Source organism: Variovorax saccharolyticus, assembly GCF_030316765.1.
Taxonomy (GTDB): Bacteria; Pseudomonadota; Gammaproteobacteria; order Burkholderiales; family Burkholderiaceae_C; genus Variovorax; species Variovorax saccharolyticus.
The window spans coordinates 522,360-543,700 of record NZ_JASZYT010000002.1 but is presented as its reverse complement, the minus strand read 5'-3'; the positions used below and the strand labels follow the sequence as shown (position 1 = coordinate 543,700).

Here is a 21,341-nt window from a genome sequence, read left to right as displayed (position 1 = left end):
TCATGAATTTCGAACACAGCGAAGACCGGCGCATGCTCGCCGACAGCCTGAACCGCTTCATCGCGGAACAGTACGCCTTCGACACGCGCGACCGCATCGCGAAATCGCCCGAAGGCTTCAGCGCCGATATCTGGCGCCAGTTCGCCGAGCTCGGCGTGATCGGCGCGCTGTTCGGCGAGGCCGACGGCGGCTTCGGTGGCGGCGGCTTCGATATCGCGGTGGTCTTCGAGGCGCTGGGCCGCGGCCTGGTGGTCGAGCCGCTGCTGGGCGCCGTGATGGCCGGCGAGGCGATCTCGGCCGCGGGCAACGAGACGCAGAAGGCCCTGCTGGCCGAAATCATCGGCGGCACCACGATCGCGACGCTGGCCCACGACGAAGCCGGCAGCCACTACGAACTCGCGCGCGTCGAGACGCGTGCCGCGCGAAGCGCTGACGGCTGGGTGCTCGACGGCGCCAAGGTGGTGGTGCAGCAGGGCGCGCAGGCCGACCTGTTCGTGGTCTCGGCGCGCACCGCGGGTGCGGTCGACGACGAAGCCGGCATCTCGCTGTTCCTGGTGCCGGCGAAGACCGCCAGCCTGGCGCTGCGCGACTGCCCCGCGATCGATGGCGGCCGCGTGGCCGAGCTCCGCTTCGACAAGCTCGCGCTCGGCGCCGATGCACTGCTCGGCACCGAAGGGCAGGCCCACGCAACGCTGGAGCGCGCCATCGGCCGCGGCGTGCTCGCCCTGTGCGCCGAGGCGCTCGGCGCCATGGAAGCGGCCAAGACCGAAACGCTCGAGTACCTGCGCACGCGCAAGCAGTTCGGCATGCTGATCGGCAGCTTCCAGGCGCTGCAGCACCGCATGGCCGACCTGCTGCTCGAGATCGAGCAGGCCCGCTCGGCGGTCATCAACGCGGCAGCGGCCATCGACGCCGACCGCGTGACGCGCGAGCGCGCGCTGTCGGCGGCCAAGTTCAGCATCGGCCGCATCGGCTCGCTGGTGGCCGAAGAGAGCATCCAGCTGCACGGCGGCATCGGCATGACCTGGGAACTGCCACTGGCCCACTACGCCAAGCGCCTGGTCATGATCGACCACCAGCTCGGCGACGAGGACCACCACCTGCAGCGCTACATCGCGCTCGGCAAGGAGGTCCACTGATGAACGGCGCGCTGCCGCTCGCGGGCGTCCGCGTGCTCGACCTCTCGCGCATCCTGGCCGGCCCCTGGTGCGGCATGGTGCTGGCCGATTTCGGCGCCGAGGTGATCAAGGTCGAACACCCGGTGCGCGGCGACGACACGCGCGACTGGGGCCTGCGCGTCGGCAACACCGAGACCGCCTACTTCAACAGCGTCAACCGCAACAAGCGCTCGGTCGCGATCGACCTGCAGACGGCCGAAGGCCAGGAGATCGTGCGCGAGCTGGTCAAGAAGTGCGACGTGCTGATCCAGAACTTCAAGTTCGGCGGCATCGACAAGCTCGGCCTGGGCTACGAGGCCCTGCGCGAGATCAACCCGGGGCTGGTCTATTGCTCGATCTCGGGCTACGACCGCACCGGCCCCGAGGCCGCGCGCCCCGGCTACGACCTGGTGGTGCAGGGCGAGGCCGGCCTGATGGCGATCAACGGCGAAGCCGACCAGCCGCCGCTCAAGTTCGGCGTCGCCGCGGTCGATTTGTTCACCGGCATGTACTCGGCGCAAGCCATCCTGGCGGCGCTGTTCGAACGCCAGAAGACCGGCCGTGGCCGCCACGTCGAGATGGCGCTGTTCGACTGCGGCCTGATGATCACGGCCTACTACGGCCTCGAGGCGCTGCTGCTGGGCGAAGACCCGCCGCGCTACGGCAACGCGCATCCGTCGATCGTGCCCTACGGCGTGTTCGACGCCGAAGACGGCCCGCTGGTCATCACGGTCGGCAACAACAGCCAGTTCGCACGCTTCTGCACCGACGTGATCGAGCGGCCCGACCTCGCGGCCGACGAGCGCTTCAAGACCAACATCCTGCGTTCCGCCAACCGCGCGCTGCTGATGCCCGAGATCAACCGCGAACTCGGCAAGCGCAAGCGCCGCGCGCTGCTCGAGCAGCTGACCCGCTCGGGCATCCCGTGCGGCGAGGTGCTCGGACTGCTCGAGGCGCTGCAATCGAAGCGCGCCACCGAGGCCGGCCTCGTGACCACGCAGCCGCACCCGGTGGCCGGCACGGTCAACGTGCTGGCCCCGCCCTACCGCTTCGACGGCGAGCGGCTGCCGGTGCGCAATGCGCCGCCCCAGCTCGGCGAAGGCACGCACGAGGTGCTGCAGTCGCTGCTTGGCCTGTCCGACGAAAAGCTCTCGCAACTGAAATCCAACGGCGTCCTCTGACGCCACTGAACCGTACCCAATGTCCTTTCGCCTTCCCGTTTCCGTTCGCAATCCGGCGCGCCGCGCCCTGCTCGCCCTGGCACTGCCGCTTCTCGCCGGCACCGCCTTCGCCCAGGCTTTTCCGACCAAGCCGATCACCATCATCGTGCCCTTCCCGGCCGGCGGCCCGACCGACGTCGCGACCCGCATCATCGGCCAGAAGATGGCGCAAGGCCTCAAGCAGCCGGTGCTGATCGACAACCGCGGCGGCGCCTCCGGCACCATCGGCGCGGCGATCGCGGCCAAGGCGGCGCCGGACGGCTACACGCTGGTGATGCTGGCCACGCCGACCCTGCTGGCCGGCCACCTCTACGGCCCGACCAGCTACGACATCTTCAAGAGCTTCACGCCGGTCGGCACCACCTACGACCTGCCGATCGTGATGGTCGTGAACCCCAAGGCGCTGCCCGAGGTCACCGGCCTGCAGCAGCTGATCGCCAAGGCCCGTGCCGACGGCGGCAAGTTCAACTACACCACCGCGGGCGCCGGCAGCTTCGGCCACCTGACGACCGAAAGCCTCAAGAACGTGGGCAAGTTCGAGATGCAGCACGTGCCCTACCGCGGCAGCGCGCCGGCCGTGACCGACCTGATCGGCGGCCAGGTTCCGATGATGTTCTCGGACCTGATCGCGGTGCTGCCGCACATCCGCTCGGGCACGCTGCGCGCGATCGCGGTCGGCTCGTCGAAGCGGCTGAGCCTGCTGCCCGATGTCAAGACCGTGGCCGAACAGGGCTTCCCCGGTTTCGACGCGACTTCGTGGGGCGGCATGCTGGCGCCGGCCGGCACGCCCAAGGACGTGATCGCACGCCTGAACACCGAACTCAAGAAGGCATTGGCCGACAAGGAAGTGCAGGAGAAGCTCGAGGGCGTAGGCACCTTCGCGGCTTTCCAGACGCCCGAGCAGATGAGCGCGCGCATGCGCCAGGACTACGAGCGCTGGGGCAAGGTCATCCGCGACAACAACATCAAGAACCAGTAGACACGGTAGGCGCCGGCGCCGAGCCGGCGCATGATGGCAAGGAAGAAACTGCAGGAGACACGACCCATGAGCAGCCGCATCGAACCCCGGGCCGCAGCGCCCTTCAGCGCATCGTTTCCGATCCGCAGCCTCGACGACATCCGCAGGCTCGAGGCCACGCCGCTGGCCGATGCGCTCACGGTGCGCAGCACCTACGAGATCTTCCGCAATGCCGGCGCCGCCTTCGGCGACAAGACCGCGCTGACCTTCCTGCGCAGCGGCGATCCGGCGGACGAACCGATCCGCTGGTCCTATGCCCAGCTGCTGGCCGGCATCCACCAGACCGCGAACCTGCTGCACCGGCTCGGCGTCGGCCCCGACGACGCGGTGGCCGTGCTGCTGCCGGGCTGCCTCGACTACCACCTCGCGCTGTGGGGCGGCGAGGCGGCCGGCATCGTGCAGCCGCTCAACCCGCTGCTGACCGATGACAAGCTGGTTGCGCTGATGACCGCGGGCCGCGCCAAGGTGCTGATCGCCTACGGCTCCGATGCCGACTCCGGCATGTGGGCCAAGGCGATGCGGCTGCGCGGCCAGGTGCCGACGCTGACGACGCTGCTGCGCGTGGCGCCGCACGACGAGGCGCCCGGCAGCGCGGGCGAACTGCCCGCGGGCGTGGCCGACTTCGGCGCCCTGCGCGCCGCCGAGCCCGACGACCGGCTCGTGAGCGGCCGCGACATCGCGCCGGGCGACATCGCCGCCTACTTCCACACCGGCGGCACCACCGGCGCGCCCAAGCTCGCCCGCCACAGCCACGGGGCGCAGGTCTTCACCGCCTGGGCCAGCGTCAATATGACCGGCCAGGGCCCGAACGACGCCTCGATCAACGGCTACCCGCTGTTCCACGTGGCCGGCGTGCTGCCGGCCTCGCTGGCCTCGCTGTCGGCCGGCGTCGAAGTCATCATCCCGACCACCACGCTGCTGCGCAACAAGCAGGTGCTGGCCAACTACTGGCGGCTGGTCGAGACGTACCGGCCGACCTCGCTGTCGGCGGTGCCGACGGTGCTCGCGGCGCTGGCGAACGTGCCGCTGGACGGCGCCGACATCTCGTCGATCAACTACTGCCGCACCGGCGCGGCGGTGCTCGCGCCCGAGCTCGCCGCGCGCTTCGAGCGCCTGTTCGGCCTGCACGTGCACGAGAGCCTGGGCATGACGGAGATGGCCGGGATCTCGACCATCACGCCGCCGGGCGTGGTCGGCCCCGCGGGCTGCGTCGGCTTCCGCCTGCCCTATTCGCAGCTGCGCATCGTGGCGCTCGACGAACACGGCAACGCCAGCGAGCGCGACCTGCCCGTGGGCGAGCAGGGCATGGTGCTGTTTAAGTCGCCGAACCTGTTCTCTGGCTTCGTCGATCCGGCCGACAACGCCAAGGCTTTCACCGCCGACGGCTGGCTGGCCACCGGCGACCTCGGCTGGCTCGACACCGAGGGCCGGCTCAACCTCAGCGGCCGCTCCAAGGACCTGATCATCCGCAGCGGCCACAACATCGACCCGAAGGTGATCGAGGACGCGCTCGGCGCCCATCCCTCGGTGCAGCTGTGCGCCGCGGTCGGGGCGCCCGATGCCTATGCGGGCGAGCTGCCGGTGGTGTTCGCGACCCTGATCCCCGGCGCCTCGGCGAGCGAGTCCGAACTGCTCGACTTCACGGCCGCGCGGGTCGACGAAGCCCCGGCCAAGCCGCGTTCGGTGATCGTCATCGAGACCATGCCGATGACCAACGTCGGCAAGATCTACAAGCCCGAGCTGCGCGCGATGGCCGCGCGCAAGGTCGCCACGGCGATGGTCGACGAAGCCTGCGCGGCGCTCGGCATCGCCGGCCCGGCGCGGCCGCAGGTGGAGGCCGACGGCGACAGCGCGCTGCGGGTGCTCATCGATGCGGCCGCCACCGGCACGCAGGCCGAATCGCTGCGACTGCAGTTGCACGATGCGCTGGGACGGCTGCCGTTCAAGACGCAGGTGCTGCTGAAGTAGCCCCACTTTCAAGAAACCGAACCGGAGACAAGCCTTGACCCCCCTGCTCTCGAACCGCCGCGCGTGGCTCTGCGCCGCCGCCCTCTGCGCCATCGCGCCCGCCCAGGCGCAACAGGCCTACCCGAACAAGCCGATCAAGATGGTCGTTCCCTTCGCCGCCGGCGGCGCCACCGACGTGCTGGCACGCGTGATCGGCGAGAAGATGGCGGCCGGCATGGGCCAGCCCGTGATCATCGACAACAAGCCCGGCGCCGCCGGCATCATCGGCACCGACGCGGTCGCCAAGGCAGCACCGGACGGCTACACGATCGTGCTGTCGCTGAGCAACTCCCTGCTGACCAACCAGTTCCTCTACGAGAAGCTGCCCTACGACACGCAGCGCGACCTGACGCTGGTCTACCAGATCGCGATGGCGCCGCTGGTGCTGGTGGTGCATCCGAGCGTGCCGGTCAAGACCGGCCCCGAACTGCTCAAGTACGTGAGCGAGAACAAGGGCAAGCTGGCCTACGGCTCCTACGGCGTGGGCGCCTATCCGCACCTGGCCGGCGCCCACATGAGCCTGACGCAGAAGGCCGACATGAACCACGTCGCCTACAAGGGCGAGGCGCCGATGCTGCAGGACCTGATCGGCGGCCAGATCCAGATGGCCTACGCCAGCGCGCTGGTCGCCAAGCCGCACATCGAGGCCGGCAAGCTGAAGGCCATCGGCGTTACCGGCGAGCGCCGCATGAGCACGCTGCCCAACGTGCCGACGCTGGCCGAGCAGGGGCTCAAGGACGAGGCCTACCGGGTCACGGGCTGGCTCGCGATCGCCGCGCCCGCCAACACGCCGAAGCCCGTCGTGCAGCGCATCGCGGACGAAGTGCGCAAGGCCACCCAGCAGCCCGACGTGCAGGCCAAGGTCGCGGGCATGGGTTTCGAGATCAAGGACAGCTCGCCCGAGGCCTTCTCGGCCGCGTACCAGAAGGAGCGCCCGATCTGGGAGCGCCTGATCAAGCAATCGGGCGCCAAGCTCGAGTGAATTCAATTCAAGACTGAAGGAGTGCCAACCATGAAGATCCTGGTCCCCGTCAAGCGGGTCGTCGACTACAACGTCAAGGTGCGCGTGAAGAGCGACGGCACCGGCGTCGACATTGCCAATGTGAAGATGAGCATGAACCCCTTCGACGAGATCGCGGTCGAAGAGGCGGTGCGCCTGAAGGAGAAGGGCGCGGCCACCGAGATCATTGCGGTCTCGTGCGGCGATGCGAAGTGCCAGGAGACGCTGCGCACGGCGATGGCCATCGGTGCCGACCGCGGCATCCTGGTGGAGACCACCGAGGAGCTGCAGCCGCTGGCCGTGGCCAAGTTGCTGAAGGCGCTGGTCGACAAGGAGCAGCCGGCGCTGGTCATCCTGGGCAAGCAGGCGATCGACGACGACGCCAACCAGACCGGCCAGATGCTGGCGGCGCTGGCGGACCTGCCGCAGGCGACCTTCGCCTCGAAGGTGGAAGTGGCGGGCGACAAGGTCAGCGTGACGCGTGAAGTCGATGGCGGCCTGGAGACCATCTCGCTGTCGCTGCCGGCCGTGATCACGACCGACCTGCGCCTGAACGAGCCGCGCTACGTGACCTTGCCGAACATCATGAAGGCCAAGAAGAAGCAGCTGGACACGTTCAAGCCTGAAGACCTGGGTGTGGATGTCAAGCCGCGTCTGAAGACACTCAAGGTGTCTGAGCCGCCGAAGCGTGGTGCGGGCATCAAGGTGCCGGATGTCGCCACCCTGGTGGACAAGCTCAAGAACGAAGCCAAGGTGATCTGAGGAACAACGACATGACCGTACTTGTTATTGCCGAACACGACCACGCCACCCTGAAGCCGGCGACCCTCAACACCGTGACCGCCGGGATCGCCTGCGCCAGCGGCGACGTCCATGTGCTGGTGGCCGGCGCCAATGCCGCCGAAGCCGGCAAGGCCGCTTCTCAAGTCGCAGGCGTGGCCAAGGTGATCGTCGCCGACAGCGCCAGCCTGGCCGAGAACCTCGCCGAGAACGTCGCAGCCCAGGTCCTCGCGATTGCGAAGAACTACAGCCACATCCTGTTCCCCTCGACCGCCAACGGCAAGAACGTGGCGCCGCGCGTGGCGGCGCTGCTGGACGTGGCCCAGATCAGCGACATCACCAAGGTCGACAGCCCCGACACCTTCGAGCGTCCGATCTACGCGGGCAATGCGATTGCGATCGTGCAGAGCAGCGATGCGATCAAGGTGGTCACGGTGCGCACCACGGGCTTCGATGCGGCCGCCGCCACCGGCGGCAGCGCAGCGATCGAAAAGGTCGAAGGCGTGGCCGACAGCGGCAAGTCCAGCTTCGTCGGCCGCGAGGTCACCAAGAGCGAACGCCCCGAACTGACCGCCGCCAAGATCATCGTCTCGGGCGGCCGGGCGCTGGGCAGCGCCGAGAAGTTCCAGGAAGTGATGGCGCCCCTGGCCGACAAGCTCAACGCGGGCCTGGGTGCCAGCCGCGCGGCCGTGGATGCGGGCTACGCCCCGAACGACTGGCAAGTGGGCCAGACCGGCAAGATCGTCGCGCCGCAGCTGTACATCGCCGCCGGCATCTCGGGCGCGATCCAGCATCTGGCGGGCATGAAGGACTCCAAGGTGATCGTGGCGATCAACAAGGACGAGGAAGCCCCGATCTTCTCGGTGGCCGACTACGGCCTGGTCGCCGACCTGTTCACGGCAGTGCCGGAACTGGTCAAGGCACTCTGATCCGGGGCGGCAGCTAAGGAAACCCCCGATAGGAAAATGGTCATGGATCGTTAGGATCCGTGGCTGCTTCCCCGTCGAGGCGTTCGGACCGCGTCCCGCGTCCGCCCGGTGACACGACGTGGTTCCACCTTCCTGCTTCCCCCGATGACCTCTCCCTCCGAGTCCGGCTCCATGCTGGACGCCGCCAGCCCCATCCCCCCTGAAATCGAAGCCGCCGACGAGCCGACCCGCGTTCCCCTCGCGATCGAGGACTGGGCCACGGTGCTGATCATGGGCCTGCTGGCCTGCATCACCTTCGCCAACGTGCTGGTGCGCTATTTCACCGACTCCTCCTTCGCCTGGACCGAGGAGTTCTCGGTCTTCCTGATGATCCTGCTGGCGCTGGTGGCGGGCTCCGCCGCGGTGGCGCGCGACCGCCACATCCGCATCGAGTACTTCGCCGAGAGCGGCAGCATGGCGCGGCGCAAGCGCCTGGCGCAGTTCGGCGCGATCATGGTCGCGCTGCTGTTCCTGCTGATCGGTGCCCTCAGCGTGCGCGTGGTCTGGGACGATTACCGCTTCGAGGAGACCTCGCCGGGCATCGGCGTGCCGCAGTGGTGGTATTCGATCTGGCTGCCGATCGTCTCCTTCGCGATCGCGCTGCGGGCGCTGGGCCTGTTCATCCGCCGCGGCCGCAAGACCAACTACGGCGGCTCCGATCGATGATTCCCACCCTGCTCTTCGTCGCCTTCGTGGCGATGATGCTGATCGGCGTGCCGATCGGCGCCGCGCTGGGCCTCGCCGGCGCCGCCTGCATCGCGCTGGCCAACAGCGACGCGCAATGGTTCGGCCTCCTGGCCGTGCCGCAGAACTTCTACGCCGGCCTCGGCAAGTACCCGCTGCTCGCGATCCCGATGTTCGTGCTGGTCGGCTCGATCTTCGACCGCTCGGGGGTGGCGCTGCGTCTGGTCAACTTCGCGATCGCCATCGTCGGCCGCGGCCCCGGCATGCTGCCGCTGGTGGCGATCGTGGTGGCGATGTTCCTCGGCGGCATCTCGGGCTCGGGCCCGGCGAACGCCGCCGCGGTCGGCGCCGTGATGATCACCGCCATGTCGCGCGCCGGCTACCCGCCGGCCTATTCGGCCAGCGTGGTCGGCGCGGCGGCGGCCACCGACATCCTGATCCCGCCCTCGGTCGCCTTCATCGTCTACTCGGTGCTGGTCCCCGGTGCTTCGGTGCCGGCGCTGTTCGCCGCCGGCATGATCCCCGGCATCCTGGCCGGCGTGGCGCTGATCGTCCCGGCGGTCTGGATGGCCCGCTCGAACAAGATGGGCGCGCTCGAGTCCAGCCTGCCGCGTCCGGCCTTCTGGTCCAGCTTCCGCGACGCGATCTGGGGCCTCGCGGCGCCGGTGCTGATCCTCGGGGGCATGCGCGCCGGGCTCTTCACGCCGACCGAGGCTGCAGTGGTGGCGGTGTTCTACGGCCTCTTCGTGGGCATGGTGGTGCATCGCACGATCAAGGTCCGCGACCTGTTCGTGATCCTGCGCGAATCGGGCGAGCTGTCGGCCGTGATCCTGCTGGTGGTGTCGCTGGCGGGCATCTTCGCCTACTCGCTGTCGACCCTTGGCGTGATCGATCCGGTCACGCGGGCGATCGTCAATTCGGGCCTCGGCGAGTACGGCGTGCTGTCGCTGCTGATCCTGCTGCTGATCACGGTCGGCATGTTCCTCGACGGCGTCTCGATCTTCCTGATCTTCGTGCCGCTGCTGTGGCCGATCGTGCAGCACTACAAGTGGGACCCGGTGTGGTTCGGCGTCATCCTGACGCTGAAGGTGGCGCTGGGCCAGTTCACGCCGCCGCTGGCCGTGAACCTCATGGTGTCCTGCCGCATCGCCAACGTGCGCATGGAAGAAACCGTGCGCTGGGTCGGCTGGATGCTGTTCGCGATGTTCCTCGTGATGGTGGCGGTGATCGCCTGGCCGGAGCTTGCGCTCTGGCTGCCGCGCAAGCTGGGCTACTGATTCCTCGATTTATTCCCAAGGAGACTGATCCATGAAATTCCGTCGTTCCCTGCTCGGCCTGCTGGCCGTCGCCGCCGCCCTCGGCGGCTTCTCGGTCGCCGCACAGGCGCAGAGCTACAAGGCCGAGTACAAGATGTCGCTGGTGCTGGGCCCGCCCACGCCGTGGGGCGAGGCCGGCCGCATCTGGGCCGACCTGGTCAAGGAGCGCACCCAGGGCCGCATCAACATCAAGCTGTACCCGGGCGTGTCGCTGATCCAGGGCGACCAGACGCGCGAGTTCAGCGCGCTGCGCCAGGGCGTGATCGACATGGCGGTGGGCTCGACCATCAACTGGTCGCCGCAGGTCAAGCAGCTCAACCTGTTCTCGCTGCCCTTCCTGATGCCCGACTACGCGGCGGTCGACGCGCTGACGCAGGGCGCGGTCGGCAAGGAGATCTTCGCCACACTCGACAAGTCCGGCGTGGTGCCGCTGGCCTGGGGCGAGAACGGCTACCGCGAAGTCACGAACTCGAAGCGCCCGATCAAGTCGCCGGAAGACTTGAAGGGCATGAAGATCCGTGTCGTCGGCTCGCCGATCTTCTCCGACATGTTCAGCACGCTGGGCGCCAATCCGACCCAGATGAGCTGGGCCGATGCGCAGCCCGCGCTCGCCAGCGGCGCGGTCGACGGCCAGGAGAACCCGCTGTTCCTGTTCACCATTCTCAAGATGCACACGGTCGGCCAGAAGTTCGTGACCACGTGGGGCTACATGGCCGACCCGCTGATCTTCGTGGTCAACAAGGAAGTCTGGGGCTCGTGGACGCCGGCCGACCAGGCGATCGTGCGCCAGGCCGCCATCGACGCCGGCAAGCAGAACATCGCACTGGCCCGCAAGGGACTGGTCGAGGCCGACAAGCCGGTACTCAAGGACATCGCCGCGATGGGCGTGACCGTGACCCAGCTGAGCCCGGCGGAGCGCGAGGCTTTCGTCAAGGCGACGCGTCCGGTGTACGCCAAGTGGACCCCGACCATCGGCAAGGAGCTGGTGACGCAGGCCGAACAGGCGATTGCGGCGCGCAAGAAGTAGGCCGCCGCACGCCGATCGAAGAGCCCCGCGATGCGGGGCTTTTTCATTCGCGTCCGGTGGTCGCGCCGTCCACCTTCCGATGGAACGCGAGCAGCGCCGCGCTGACGCGCCCGGCCTCGACGGGGCCCAGCACGCATTCGCCGCAGGCCGTGCAGAAGCGGCCTTCGACCTCCGCAATCAGCATCGATTCGCGCCGGTAGACGCAAGGCAGGTGGCGGATGTCCGCCACCAGGACGGCCGCGGCGCAAGCGGGACATTTCATGGCCTGCACGCCTCGCAGGATGCAATCAGCAATTCGGCCTGCGCGCTGAGCTTGAGTTCGACGCAGCCGGTGGCCCCGGCCGTGCGGTAGACGTCCTGCCACGAACGGCGATCGGCCGCACGGTTCATGCTGCGATGGAAATCCGCGGAGCCCAGGGCCATCACGAGCCGGAGCAGCCCCGCCGCATCCAGCCCCAGACGGGCGGCTCCCGCCAGCGCGGAATGGCTCACCGCCCACCGCCCTTCGACCGCAAGCGCGCGAACCACCGAGAGACTCCAGCGCGGCTTCGACTTTTCCATCGCCGGATCATCCGGCTTGTCCGAAGGGCGGCCAAGGCGAAGCATCCGCGCCAGTCCCCGAAAAAGCGAAAGCCCCGCACCGCGGGGCTTTCTGTTGGTGGGACACCGCGGAACCGGCTCAGCCGGGCCGCTGGTGTCGCCCCCGGAAGGGGGTGGGCGCCCGGACACGAAGTGCCGGGCAACCTGGGGGCGAGCTAGTGCTGCAGGATCTTGTTCAGGAAATCCTTGGTCCGCGGCTGCCGGTTCTCCGGGTGGGTGAAGAACTCCTCCTTCGAGCAGTCTTCCAGGATGCGGCCGCCGACGTCGATGAAGATCACGCGGCTCGCCACCTTGCGCGCAAAGCCCATCTCGTGCGTGACCACCATCATGGTCATGCCTTCCTTGGCCAGCGCCACCATCACGTCGAGCACCTCACCGACCATCTCGGGGTCGAGCGCCGAGGTGGGCTCGTCGAACAGCATCACGATAGGGTCCATGGAAAGGGCGCGGGCGATCGCCACGCGCTGCTGCTGGCCGCCCGACAGCTGGCCCGGGAACTTGTCCTTGTGCGCCATCAGGCCCACGCGGTCGAGCATCTTGAGGCCGCGCGTCTTGGCCTCGTCGGCGCTGCGGCCCAGCACCTTGATCTGGGCGATCGTGAGGTTCTCGGTCACCGACAGGTGCGGGAACAGCTCGAAGTGCTGGAACACCATGCCGACCTTGGAGCGCAGCTTCGGCAGGTTGGTCTTGGGGTCGTGCAGCGGAATGCCGTTGACCGTGATCTCGCCCTTCTGGAAGGGCTCGAGCGCGTTGACGGTCTTGATCAGCGTGGACTTGCCCGAGCCCGAGGGCCCGCACACCACCACCACGTCACCCTTGGAAATGCTGACCGAGCACTCGTTGAGCACCTGCACCGGGCCATACCACTTGGAAACATTCTTGATTTCAATCATTTTGTCGGACATCGGTTTGCTCCTTCAGCTCAGCGGATGATGGCGATCTTCTTGTGCAGACGCTTCACCAGCCAGGAGAGCGAATAGCACAACACGAAGTAGACGACGGCGGCCAGCAGATAAGCCTCTTCGGGGCGGCCGAAGTTCTTGCCTGCGGTGTCGAAGCCCTTGAACAGGTCGTAGGCGCCGATGGCGTAGACCAGCGAGGTGTCCTGGAACAGGATGATGGTCTGCGTCAGCAGCACCGGCAGCATGTTGCGGAAGGCCTGCGGCAGGATCACCAGCTTCATGTTCTGGCTGTAGGTCATGCCCACCGCCTGCCCCGCGAACACCTGCCCGCGCGGAATCGACTGGATGCCGGCGCGCATGATCTCGCTGAAGTAGGCCGCCTCGAACGCGATGAAGGTGATGATCGCCGAGTACTCGGGCCCGATCGGCCGCCCGATGATGTTGGGGACCAGCAGGAAGAACCACAGGATCACCATCACCAGCGGAATGCTGCGCATGCCGTTGACGTAGATGGCCGCGGGCACGTCGAGCCATTTCTTGCCCGACAGCCGCATCAGCGCCAGCAGGGTGCCGAAGAAGATGCCGCCCAGCGTGGCGACCACGGTCAGGAAGACGCTGAAGTAGAGGCCCTTCAGCAGGAAGCTGCTGACGACGGCCCAGTTGAAGAATGTGAGGTCGAGATTCATGTCAGTGTCCTCCGCCGCCGGTGCCGGCCACGACGAAGCCCGGCACGCGGACCTTCTTCTCGACCCAGGCCATGATGCGGTTGATGACCATCGCCGAGATCACGTAGAGCACGGTCACGGCCATGTACATCTCGGTCACGCGCGCAGTCTCCTCGCCGGCCTGCATCGCGAACTGGATCATCTCGGGAATCGACACCGCGAACGCGACCGACGAGTTCTTGAAGATGTTCATCGACTCGCTGGTGAGCGGCGGGATGATGATCCGGTAGGCCATCGGCAGGATCACGTAGCGGTAGTACTGCCAGGTCGTGAAGCCCACCGCCATGCCCGCGTAGCGCTGGCCCTTGGGCAGCGCCTGGATGCCGGAGCGCAGCTGCTCCGCGATCCGGGCCGAGGTGAAGAAGCCGAGCGCGAACACCACCAGGATGAAGGGCGGCAAGCCAGCCATGACCGGGAACATCTTCGGCACCACGTGGTACCAGAGGAAAATCTGGACCAGCAGCGGGATGTTGCGGAACAGCTCGACCCAGGCATTGCCGAAGCGCACCAGCCAGGGGCTGTCGGGCAGCGTGCGGATCACGCCGACCAGCGAGCCGAGCACCAGCGCCACGACCAGCGAGCACAAGGACACCGACACCGTCCAGCCCCAGGCCGACACCAGCCATTGCCAGTAGGTCGGTATCTTGCCGCCCGGATCTTGCAGGAAGACCTGCCAATCCCAATTTCCCATTTCTACTCCTCGATCATTGTTGGAGGCATCTCATAAAACAAACGCCCGCCGGAAGAGGCGGGCGTTGGTTCATGCGTCAGCCCACGCGACTCACTTCTTGGCGTAGTCTTCCATCGGCTTGTTGTTGGGGTTCGCCCACGCGGCCTTGGTCGCTTCCGACAGAGGCAGGCCGACCTTGGTGTTGGTCGGCGGAATCGGCTGCATGAACCACTTGTCGTAGAGCTTGGCCAGCGAGCCGTCGGCAATCTGGCGCTTGATGCTGTCGTCGACCGCCTTCTGGAAGGCCGGGTCGTCCTTGCGCAGCATGCAGGCGATCGGCTCGACCGACAGCGCTTCGCCGACGATCTTGAAGTCCGCCGGAGCCTTGGACTTGGCGATGTTGCCGGCCAGGATCTGGCCGTCCATCACGAAGGCGTCGGCACGGCCCGACTCGAGCAGCAGGAAGCTGTCGGCGTGGTCCTTGCCCATGACTTCCTTGAAGTCGATGCCCTGGGCGCGTTCGTTCTTGCGCAGGGTCTGGACCGAGGTCGTGCCGGTGGTGGTGGCGACGTTCTTGCCGTTGAGGTCCTTGATCGAGTTGATGCCCGAATTGGCCTTGACCGCGATGCGCACTTCCTCGACGTAGGTCGTGATCGCGAAGCCGACGTCCTTCTGGCGCGTGGCGTTGTTGGTGGTCGAGCCGCACTCGAGGTCGACGGTGCCGTTCTGAACCAGCGGCACGCGGTTCTGCGAGGTCACCAGCTGGCGCTTGATCTCCAGCTTGGGCAGGCCGAGCTGCTTCTGGATGTCGGCCAGGATGCGCTCCGACATTTCGGTGTGGAAGCCGACGTACTTGCCGTCGCCGATGGTGTAGGCCAGCGCGCCGGACGAGTCGCGAACGCCCATCGTCACAGCACCGCTCGACTTGATCTTGGCCAGCGTGTCGTTGGCCTGGGCGAAGGCTCCTCCTGCGGCGAGCACCATCACGGCCAACGCCAATACCTGCTTCTTCATACTTGACTCCTGAGACTGAGAGAAAGACTCGAAATTCTAGACGCCCGCATTCTGCGCCATACCCGGACCAACCCGGTGCGCAATGCACCTTGAACGGGCGGACCGATTCGCGAACACCTTGATCAAAGCAGCCTTTGTGCCCGAAAAAAACGTGAGGCGGACTTTAGTCACACTTTGCGCTTGCGCCCAATGCCGAATGCGGCGGTTGGCATGTCGGCGGGTCATAGATTGTGCAGTGCACAAATCGACGAAGTCAGCCTGAACCCTGCGCCTGCACGAGGTAGGCCCACAACGCGTCCGCGGCTCCCTTGCCGACACGACCGACGCTCTTCGAGGCCGGCGTGCCGGGCCGCTCCCGATAGGCGCGGATTTCCATCGTGGCGTCGAGGCGGTCGATCTCGGGCGGCAACGCGCTCACCAGCGTGCGCGCGCGAACCTCCTTGCGCACTGCGCTCTGCGGCAGGAAGGCGATGCCGTGGCCTTCGAGCGCCATCACCTTGAGGCCCTCGGCCATGTCGGTCTCGTAGACCCGGTCGAGATGTATCGCGGTGCCGGATTCCTTGAGCAACTGGTCGACGACGCGCCCGAGATAGGCGCCCGGCGCATAGCCCAGATAAGGCAGCGGCTGCCCGGCACGGCCCGGCAGGCGGTAGCGCGGCGCGCCGTCGGCATCGGGCTTGACCCAGGGCGCGACCACCTCTTCGCCGAGGCTCACCATCTCGTAGCGATTGGCGTCGAGCGGCAGCGGCTGCGAGGCGTGGTGATAGGCGATCAGCACATCGCAGCTGCCTTCGACCAGGCGCAGCACGGCGTCGTGCACGTTGAGCGCGATCAGCCGGCTCTTCATCGGCCCGAACTGCTCGCGCAGGCTGGTGATCCAGGCCGGGAAGAAGGTGAAGGCCAGCGTGTGCGGGATCGCGAACTCGATCACGTCCTGCGCCACCGCCGAATGCCCGCGCAGCATGGCGCGCGTGCTCTGCAGCGCCTGCAGCATCTCGATCGCCTGGCCGTAGAGGGTCTGGCCGGCGGGCGTCAGGCGCGTGGGGTAGGAGCTGCGGTCGACCAGGTCGGTGCCGGCCCAGCCTTCGAGCGCCTGGATCCGGCGCGAGAAGGCCGGTTGGGTGACATGGCGCAGCTGGGCCGATCGGCTGAAGCTGCGGGTCTCTGCCAGGCTGACGAAGTCTTCGAGCCACTTGGTTTCCATCGGGCGATTATGCGAGCGCTGCGACATACTGGTGCATCGCCAACCCGCCCCGCCGCCGCCATGAACGCCGCCGAACTTCTTGCCCTCGACGCCACCCGCCTGTCACGACTGATCGCCACCCGCGCGGTCTCCTGCCGCGAGCTGATGAGCGCCGCGCTGGCGCGCATCGAGGCGCTGAACCCGCGCTTCAACGCGATCGTCTCGCTGCGCGACCCGGAGCAGCTGCTGGTCGAAGCGGACGAGCGCGATGCCCGGATCGCGCGCGGCGAGCGCCTTGGCTGGATGCACGGCTTCCCGCTGGCGGTCAAGGACCTGAGCCATGCCGCCGGCCTGCCGACCTCGATGGGATCGCCGATCGCGCCGCGCACGCCGGCGCGCAGCGACAGCCTTCATGTGGCCCGCATGCGCGACGCCGGTGCGATCGTCATCGGCAAGACCAACACGCCCGAGTTCGGGCTCGGCTCGCACACCTACAACACGGTCTTCGGCACCACCCTGAATGCCTGGCAGCCCGCGCTCAGCGCCGGCGGCAGCAGCGGCGGGGCCGCGGTGGCGCTGGCCCTCGGCATGCTGCCGGTTGCCGACGGCAGCGACATGGGCGGCTCGCTGCGCAACCCTGCCGCCTTCAACAACGTGATCGGCTTTCGGCCCTCGCGCGGCCGGGTGCCCGGTGCGCCGGATGACGATCTGTTCCTGCAGCAGCTCGGCACCGAGGGACCGATGGCGCGCAGCGTCGAGGATGCGGCGCGCCTGCTCGCGGTGCAGGCAGGCTTCGATCCACGGCTGCCGCTGTCGCTCGAAGGCGCCCTGCCCTCGCCCGATGCGCTGCGGCTCGACAGCGACACGCGGGGCCTGCACATCGGCTGGCTCGGCAGCATCTGGCCCGATCTGCCGCTGGCGCCCGGCGTGCGCGAACTGTGCGAGGGCGCGCTGAAGACCTTCGACGATCTCGGCTGCGAGGTCGAGCCGTGCCAGCTAGACGTGCCGCGCGAGCAGAACTGGACCGCCTGGCTGCGGCTGCGCCAACTGCTGGTCGGCGGCAAGCTGGGCGCCGCGCATGCCGACCCGACGCTGCGCGCCAAGCTCAAGCCCGAGGCGCGCTGGGAGATCGAGCAGAGCCTCCTGCTCGACGCCGCGGCGCTGTACCAGGCCTCGGTCTATCGCTCCAACGTCTACCGCGCGTTCCTGCGGGCCTTCGAGCGCTTCGACTTCGTGGTGGCACCGACGGCGCAGGTCTTTCCGTTCGACGCGGCACTGACCTGGCCCAAGTCGGTCGGCGGCGTGGAGAGCGACACCTACCACCGCTGGATGGAGATCGTCACGCCCTTCACGCTGGCCGGGCTGCCGACGCTCAATGTGCGCGCAGGATTCAACGGCGAGGGGTTGCCGATGGGCCTGCAGATCGCGGGGCCGGCACACGCGGACATGGCGGTGCTGCAGCTGGGGCATGCGTATGACCTGGCCTGCGGGTGGGGGAACTTGAAGCCTTCCGCGATTGGTTGAGGAGCCTCGACCTGTCAGCGGTGGTGGGCGGTATGCCCCGGGCTGGCCGTTGAGGCACCGCCGAGCAGCGCAGCGGTGCGCGGAAAAAGGGCCGCGCGTGTTTGAGCGAAGCGAGTTTGCGCGGACCCCGCGTACCGTGAGCAGCGCAGGGCAGCCGCGCAGCGGCCGGTGACGTCGGCCGGCCCGGGGCATACCGTCCGCCACCGCCGCCCACACAGCCCACGCCGCCAACAGATCAGATAGGCGACACCACCCCACGCCCCGAAAAGTGCCCCTCGGCATTCGCCATGAAGCGGTCCACCGAGGCCTGCGTAGCCTCGGGCGACCAGCCCGCCATGTGCGGCGTCAGCAGCACGTTGTCGAGTCCGATCAGGGGCTCCGGCGGCAGCGGCTCGCTCTCGTAGACATCGAGCCCCGCCCCGGCGATGCGCCCTTCGCGCAGGGCCGCCGCCAGGGCCTCGGTATCGACCACGCTGCCGCGCGAGATGTTGATCAGGAAACCCTGCGGCCCCAGCGCATCGAGGATGGCCGCGTCCACCAGGTGGCGCGTGCCGGCACCCCCCGGCGTCGCGACCACCAGGATATCGGCCCAGTCGGCCAGCGACCGCACGCTGTCGAAGTAGCGGTGCGCAACGCCCTCGCGCGGCTGCCGGTTGTGATAGCCGATCGGCATGTCGAAGCCGGCCGCGCGCCGCGCGATCTTCTGGCCGATCATGCCCAGGCCCACGATGCCGAGGCGCTTGCCCGACACGTTGGGCGGATGCGGAATCGTCTCGCGCCGCACGCCTTCGCGGCACAGGCGGTCGAGCGTGCGGATGTGGCGCATCGCGCCGATCAGCAGGCCCATGGCGTGGTCGGCCACGCAGTCGTCGTTGGTGCCTGCGCCGTTCGCGAGCGCGATGCCCCGCGCGCGCGCCGCCTCCAGCGCAACGCCTTCATAGCCCGCACCCATGCAACACACCAGTTCCAGCTTCGGCATCGCGGCGATGTCCGCGGCCGTGAGACCGATCGAGCCGATCGTCAGCACCGCGCGGAAGCGCCCGCCCTGGGCGGCGAGCAGCGCCTCGCGCTCGGCCTGCGCCGCCAGCGGCAGGTAGGTCAGGTCGTAGACCGCGGCGAGCTGCGCCTGGTGGGCTCGCGACAGACTGTTGAGTACCAACAGGGGAATCTTTTCCGACATTCTCGACATGCTCCTGAATCAACAAAAAGGGTTCACAGCACCGGCTCGGCCTCGAGCTTCTGCAAGCGCCACATCTGGGCGTACTTGCCCTGGCTTTCCAGCAACTGCGCATGGGTGCCGCGCTCGACGATCACGCCGCTCTCGAGCACCAGGATCTCGTGCGCGTCGACCACCGTCGACAGGCGGTGCGCGATCACCAGCGTGGTCTTGTTGCGCGCCGCGCTCTTGAGCTCCGACTGGATCGCCCGCTCGTTGGCCGAGTCCAGCGCCGAGGTGGCCTCGTCGAAGATCACGATCGGCGGGTTCTTGAGCAGGGTGCGCGCAATCGCCACCCGCTGCTTCTCGCCGCCCGAGAGCTTCAGCCCGCGCTCGCCGACCATGGTCTCGTAGCCCTTGGGCGTGTGGACGATGAAGTCGTGGATGCGCGCCGCCCGCGCGGCCTCCTCCACCTCTTCCCGGCCAGCGCCGGGACGGCCGTAGGCGATGTTGTATTCGACCGTGTCGTTGAACAGCACCGTGTCCTGCGGCACGATGCCGATCGCCTGCCGCACGCTGGCCTGCGTCACCTGCCGGATGTCCTCGCCGCCGATCGTGATGCGGCCCTGCTGGACGTCGTAGAAGCGGTAGAGCAATCGGGCCAGCGTCGACTTGCCGGAGCCCGACGGGCCGACCACGGCCACCGTCTTGCCGGCCGGAATCTCGAAACTCACGTGCTTCAGGATCGGCCGCGCCGCCTCGTAGGCGAAGCTGACGTCCTCGAAGCGCACCGTCGAATCGCGGCCCGCCAGCGGCCGGGCCTCCGGCGCGTCGCGCACCTCGCGCTCCTTCTCGAGCAGCACGAACATCTTGTCGAGATCGGTCAGGCTCTGCTTGATCTCGCGGTAGATCACGCCCAGGAAATTGAGCGGAATGTAGAGCTGGATCATGAAGGCGTTGACCATCACCAGGTCGCCCAGCGTCATGTGGCCGTCGACCACGCCCTGCGTGGCACGGTAGAGCATCGCCACCAGGCTGACCGCGATCAGGCACTGCTGGCCCGCGTTCAGCATGCTGAGCGTGGTCTGGCTCTTGACCGCCGCCTTGCGGTAGCGCTCCAGGCTGGCGTCGTAGCGGCCGGCCTCGAAGCCTTCGTTATTGAAGTACTTGACCGTCTCGTAGTTGAGCAGCGAATCGACCGCGCGGCTCTGCGCCACCGAGTCGAGCTCGTTCATGGTCTTGCGGAACTGGGTCCGCCATTCGGTCACGACCACCGTGAAGGAGATGTAGACCACCAGCGCGGCCAGCGTGATCCAGACGAAGCCCGAGTCGAACTTCACGCCCAGGATGGTCAGCACCAGCGTCAGCTCGATGATCGTCGGCACGATGCTGTAGAGCGACATCGAGATCAGCGAATGCACGCCGCGCGTGCCGCGCTCGATGTCGCGCGTCATGCCGCCGGTCTGGCGCTCCAGGTGGAAGCGCAGGCTCAGCGCATGCAGGTGCTGGAACACCTCCAGCGAGATGCTGCGCGCCGCGCCCTCGGTGGCCTTGGCGAAGACCAGCTCACGCAGCTCGTTGAAGACCGCGGTCGACAGCCGCAGCAGCCCGTAGGCGACCAGCAGCCCGACCGGCACCACCAGCAGCGAGGCGGCGCTGCCGGGCTTGATCGACATCGCATCGACCAGGTTCTTGAGCAGCACCGGCACGCCCACATTGGCGACCTTGGCGCCGACCATGAAGGCCAGCGCCGCCATCACGCGCCATTTGTAACGCCAGAGGTAGGGAAACAGCCGCCGCAGCGTCGCCCAGTCGGATCGGTCGCTGCGGGCGGGCGTGCCCGCCGAGGTGGGGTGGGGAGAGGAAAGTGCTTCGCCGCTGCGGCGCATGGGAGACAATCGTGGCTGTTGTTTTCAGAAGGGTCTGACGACCCGACCCCAGATTGTGCCCATGTCCGCAGATTCCAGCGCCAACCTCCCCGCCACGCTCAAGAGCCTACCGGCCGACATGGAGCTGGTGCTCAAGGTGATCCCCATGCCGGCCGACTGCAACGCCAATGGCGACATCTTCGGCGGCTGGGTCATGGCGCAGTGCGACCTGGCCGGCTCGGTGATTCCGGCGCGCTACGCCAAGGGCCGGATGGCGACCGTGGCGGTCAACGAATTCATCTTCAAGCAGCCGGTGCGGCTGGGCGACATCCTGTCGTTCTACTCGAAGCTGGTGCGCATCGGGCGCACCTCGATCACGGTCACGGTCGAGGTCTTCGCCGAGCGCTTCCGGGCGCAGGGCGAATACATCAAGGTGACCGAGGCGACCTTCACGTACGTCGCGATCGACGACGACGGCCGGCCCCGGCCGATCGAGAAGGACTGACCGCGGCCTCCGGGCCG

Annotated in this window: 21 protein-coding genes; 12 read left to right on the top strand and 9 right to left on the bottom strand. The window is 67.8% G+C overall.

Features of this window, described 5'->3' with window-relative positions; genetic code table 11:
• Positions 1–2: 2 nt before the first annotated feature.
• From QTI45_RS08725 to QTI45_RS08680, 10 genes are all read left to right on the top strand, one after another.
• A complete protein-coding gene (locus QTI45_RS08725) occupies positions 3–1,139 on the top strand; it encodes an acyl-CoA dehydrogenase family protein (protein ID WP_286368817.1) in 1,137 nt (378 codons plus the stop codon).
• Positions 1,139–2,338, top strand: a complete 1,200-nt coding sequence (locus QTI45_RS08720) for a CaiB/BaiF CoA transferase family protein (RefSeq protein WP_286534002.1) — start codon at positions 1,139–1,141, stop codon at positions 2,336–2,338. Before QTI45_RS08725 ends, QTI45_RS08720 begins: the two co-directional genes overlap by 1 nt.
• A gap of 19 nt (positions 2,339–2,357) precedes the next feature.
• Positions 2,358–3,356: a Bug family tripartite tricarboxylate transporter substrate binding protein gene (locus tag QTI45_RS08715; protein ID WP_286368815.1), complete on the top strand. Its 999-nt coding sequence runs from the start codon at positions 2,358–2,360 to the stop codon at positions 3,354–3,356.
• Positions 3,357–3,422: 66 nt separating this feature from the next.
• On the top strand, positions 3,423–5,363 hold the full coding sequence (locus QTI45_RS08710) for an acyl-CoA synthetase (RefSeq protein WP_286654065.1): 1,941 nt from the start codon (positions 3,423–3,425) through the stop codon (positions 5,361–5,363).
• A gap of 34 nt (positions 5,364–5,397) precedes the next feature.
• The gene (locus QTI45_RS08705) at positions 5,398–6,384 is read left to right on the top strand and encodes a Bug family tripartite tricarboxylate transporter substrate binding protein (RefSeq protein WP_444813258.1); all 987 of its coding nucleotides are present in this window, start codon (positions 5,398–5,400) and stop codon (positions 6,382–6,384) included.
• A 30-nt stretch (positions 6,385–6,414) separates the two neighbouring features.
• Complete coding sequence (locus tag QTI45_RS08700; RefSeq protein ID WP_286654064.1) at positions 6,415–7,164, top strand: electron transfer flavoprotein subunit beta/FixA family protein; 750 nt, start codon at positions 6,415–6,417, stop codon at positions 7,162–7,164.
• Between the two features lie 11 nt (positions 7,165–7,175).
• Complete coding sequence (locus tag QTI45_RS08695) at positions 7,176–8,111, top strand: electron transfer flavoprotein subunit alpha/FixB family protein (protein ID WP_286654063.1); 936 nt, start codon at positions 7,176–7,178, stop codon at positions 8,109–8,111.
• A gap of 144 nt (positions 8,112–8,255) precedes the next feature.
• The gene (locus QTI45_RS08690; protein WP_286368811.1) at positions 8,256–8,816 is read left to right on the top strand and encodes a TRAP transporter small permease; all 561 of its coding nucleotides are present in this window, start codon (positions 8,256–8,258) and stop codon (positions 8,814–8,816) included.
• Positions 8,813–10,111, top strand: coding sequence for a TRAP transporter large permease (locus tag QTI45_RS08685; RefSeq protein WP_286368810.1), 1,299 nt, complete (start codon positions 8,813–8,815; stop codon positions 10,109–10,111). Before QTI45_RS08690 ends, QTI45_RS08685 begins: the two co-directional genes overlap by 4 nt.
• A gap of 31 nt (positions 10,112–10,142) precedes the next feature.
• Positions 10,143–11,177 carry a DctP family TRAP transporter solute-binding subunit gene (locus QTI45_RS08680; RefSeq protein ID WP_286368809.1) on the top strand — a complete coding sequence of 345 codons (1,035 nt, stop codon included), beginning with the start codon at positions 10,143–10,145 and terminating at the stop codon, positions 11,175–11,177.
• 43 nt (positions 11,178–11,220) lie between these two features.
• Here the strand turns inward: QTI45_RS08680 and QTI45_RS08675 are convergent, their stop codons facing one another.
• From QTI45_RS08675 to QTI45_RS08645, 7 genes are all read right to left on the bottom strand, one after another.
• Positions 11,221–11,439: a type II toxin-antitoxin system MqsA family antitoxin gene (locus QTI45_RS08675; protein WP_286654062.1), complete on the bottom strand. Its 219-nt coding sequence runs from the start codon at positions 11,437–11,439 to the stop codon at positions 11,221–11,223.
• On the bottom strand, positions 11,436–11,738 hold the full coding sequence (locus QTI45_RS08670; RefSeq protein ID WP_286654061.1) for a type II toxin-antitoxin system MqsR family toxin: 303 nt from the start codon (positions 11,736–11,738) through the stop codon (positions 11,436–11,438). Before QTI45_RS08670 ends, QTI45_RS08675 begins: the two co-directional genes overlap by 4 nt.
• A gap of 194 nt (positions 11,739–11,932) precedes the next feature.
• Positions 11,933–12,670, bottom strand: a complete 738-nt coding sequence (locus QTI45_RS08665) for an amino acid ABC transporter ATP-binding protein (RefSeq protein WP_286654311.1) — start codon at positions 12,668–12,670, stop codon at positions 11,933–11,935.
• A gap of 29 nt (positions 12,671–12,699) precedes the next feature.
• Positions 12,700–13,365, bottom strand: a complete 666-nt coding sequence (locus tag QTI45_RS08660) for an amino acid ABC transporter permease (RefSeq protein ID WP_286374638.1) — start codon at positions 13,363–13,365, stop codon at positions 12,700–12,702.
• A gap of 1 nt (position 13,366) precedes the next feature.
• On the bottom strand, positions 13,367–14,095 hold the full coding sequence (locus tag QTI45_RS08655; RefSeq protein WP_286654060.1) for an amino acid ABC transporter permease: 729 nt from the start codon (positions 14,093–14,095) through the stop codon (positions 13,367–13,369).
• A 90-nt stretch (positions 14,096–14,185) separates the two neighbouring features.
• Positions 14,186–15,088, bottom strand: coding sequence for a transporter substrate-binding domain-containing protein (locus tag QTI45_RS08650; RefSeq protein WP_286372940.1), 903 nt, complete (start codon positions 15,086–15,088; stop codon positions 14,186–14,188).
• Between the two features lie 253 nt (positions 15,089–15,341).
• Positions 15,342–16,292, bottom strand: coding sequence for a LysR substrate-binding domain-containing protein (locus QTI45_RS08645; RefSeq protein ID WP_286372939.1), 951 nt, complete (start codon positions 16,290–16,292; stop codon positions 15,342–15,344).
• 60 nt (positions 16,293–16,352) lie between these two features.
• Here QTI45_RS08645 and QTI45_RS08640 point away from each other — a divergent pair, with 60 nt between their 5' ends.
• The gene (locus QTI45_RS08640) at positions 16,353–17,795 is read left to right on the top strand and encodes an amidase (RefSeq protein ID WP_286654059.1); all 1,443 of its coding nucleotides are present in this window, start codon (positions 16,353–16,355) and stop codon (positions 17,793–17,795) included.
• Positions 17,796–18,030: 235 nt separating this feature from the next.
• Here the strand turns inward: QTI45_RS08640 and QTI45_RS08635 are convergent, their stop codons facing one another.
• The gene (locus tag QTI45_RS08635) at positions 18,031–18,975 is read right to left on the bottom strand and encodes a 2-hydroxyacid dehydrogenase (protein ID WP_286654058.1); all 945 of its coding nucleotides are present in this window, start codon (positions 18,973–18,975) and stop codon (positions 18,031–18,033) included.
• Between the two features lie 32 nt (positions 18,976–19,007).
• On the bottom strand, positions 19,008–20,840 hold the full coding sequence (locus tag QTI45_RS08630; protein WP_286654057.1) for an ABCB family ABC transporter ATP-binding protein/permease: 1,833 nt from the start codon (positions 20,838–20,840) through the stop codon (positions 19,008–19,010).
• Between the two features lie 61 nt (positions 20,841–20,901).
• Here QTI45_RS08630 and QTI45_RS08625 point away from each other — a divergent pair, with 61 nt between their 5' ends.
• A complete protein-coding gene (locus QTI45_RS08625) occupies positions 20,902–21,324 on the top strand; it encodes an acyl-CoA thioesterase (protein ID WP_286372935.1) in 423 nt (140 codons plus the stop codon).
• The last annotated feature ends 17 nt before the right edge of the window (positions 21,325–21,341 follow it).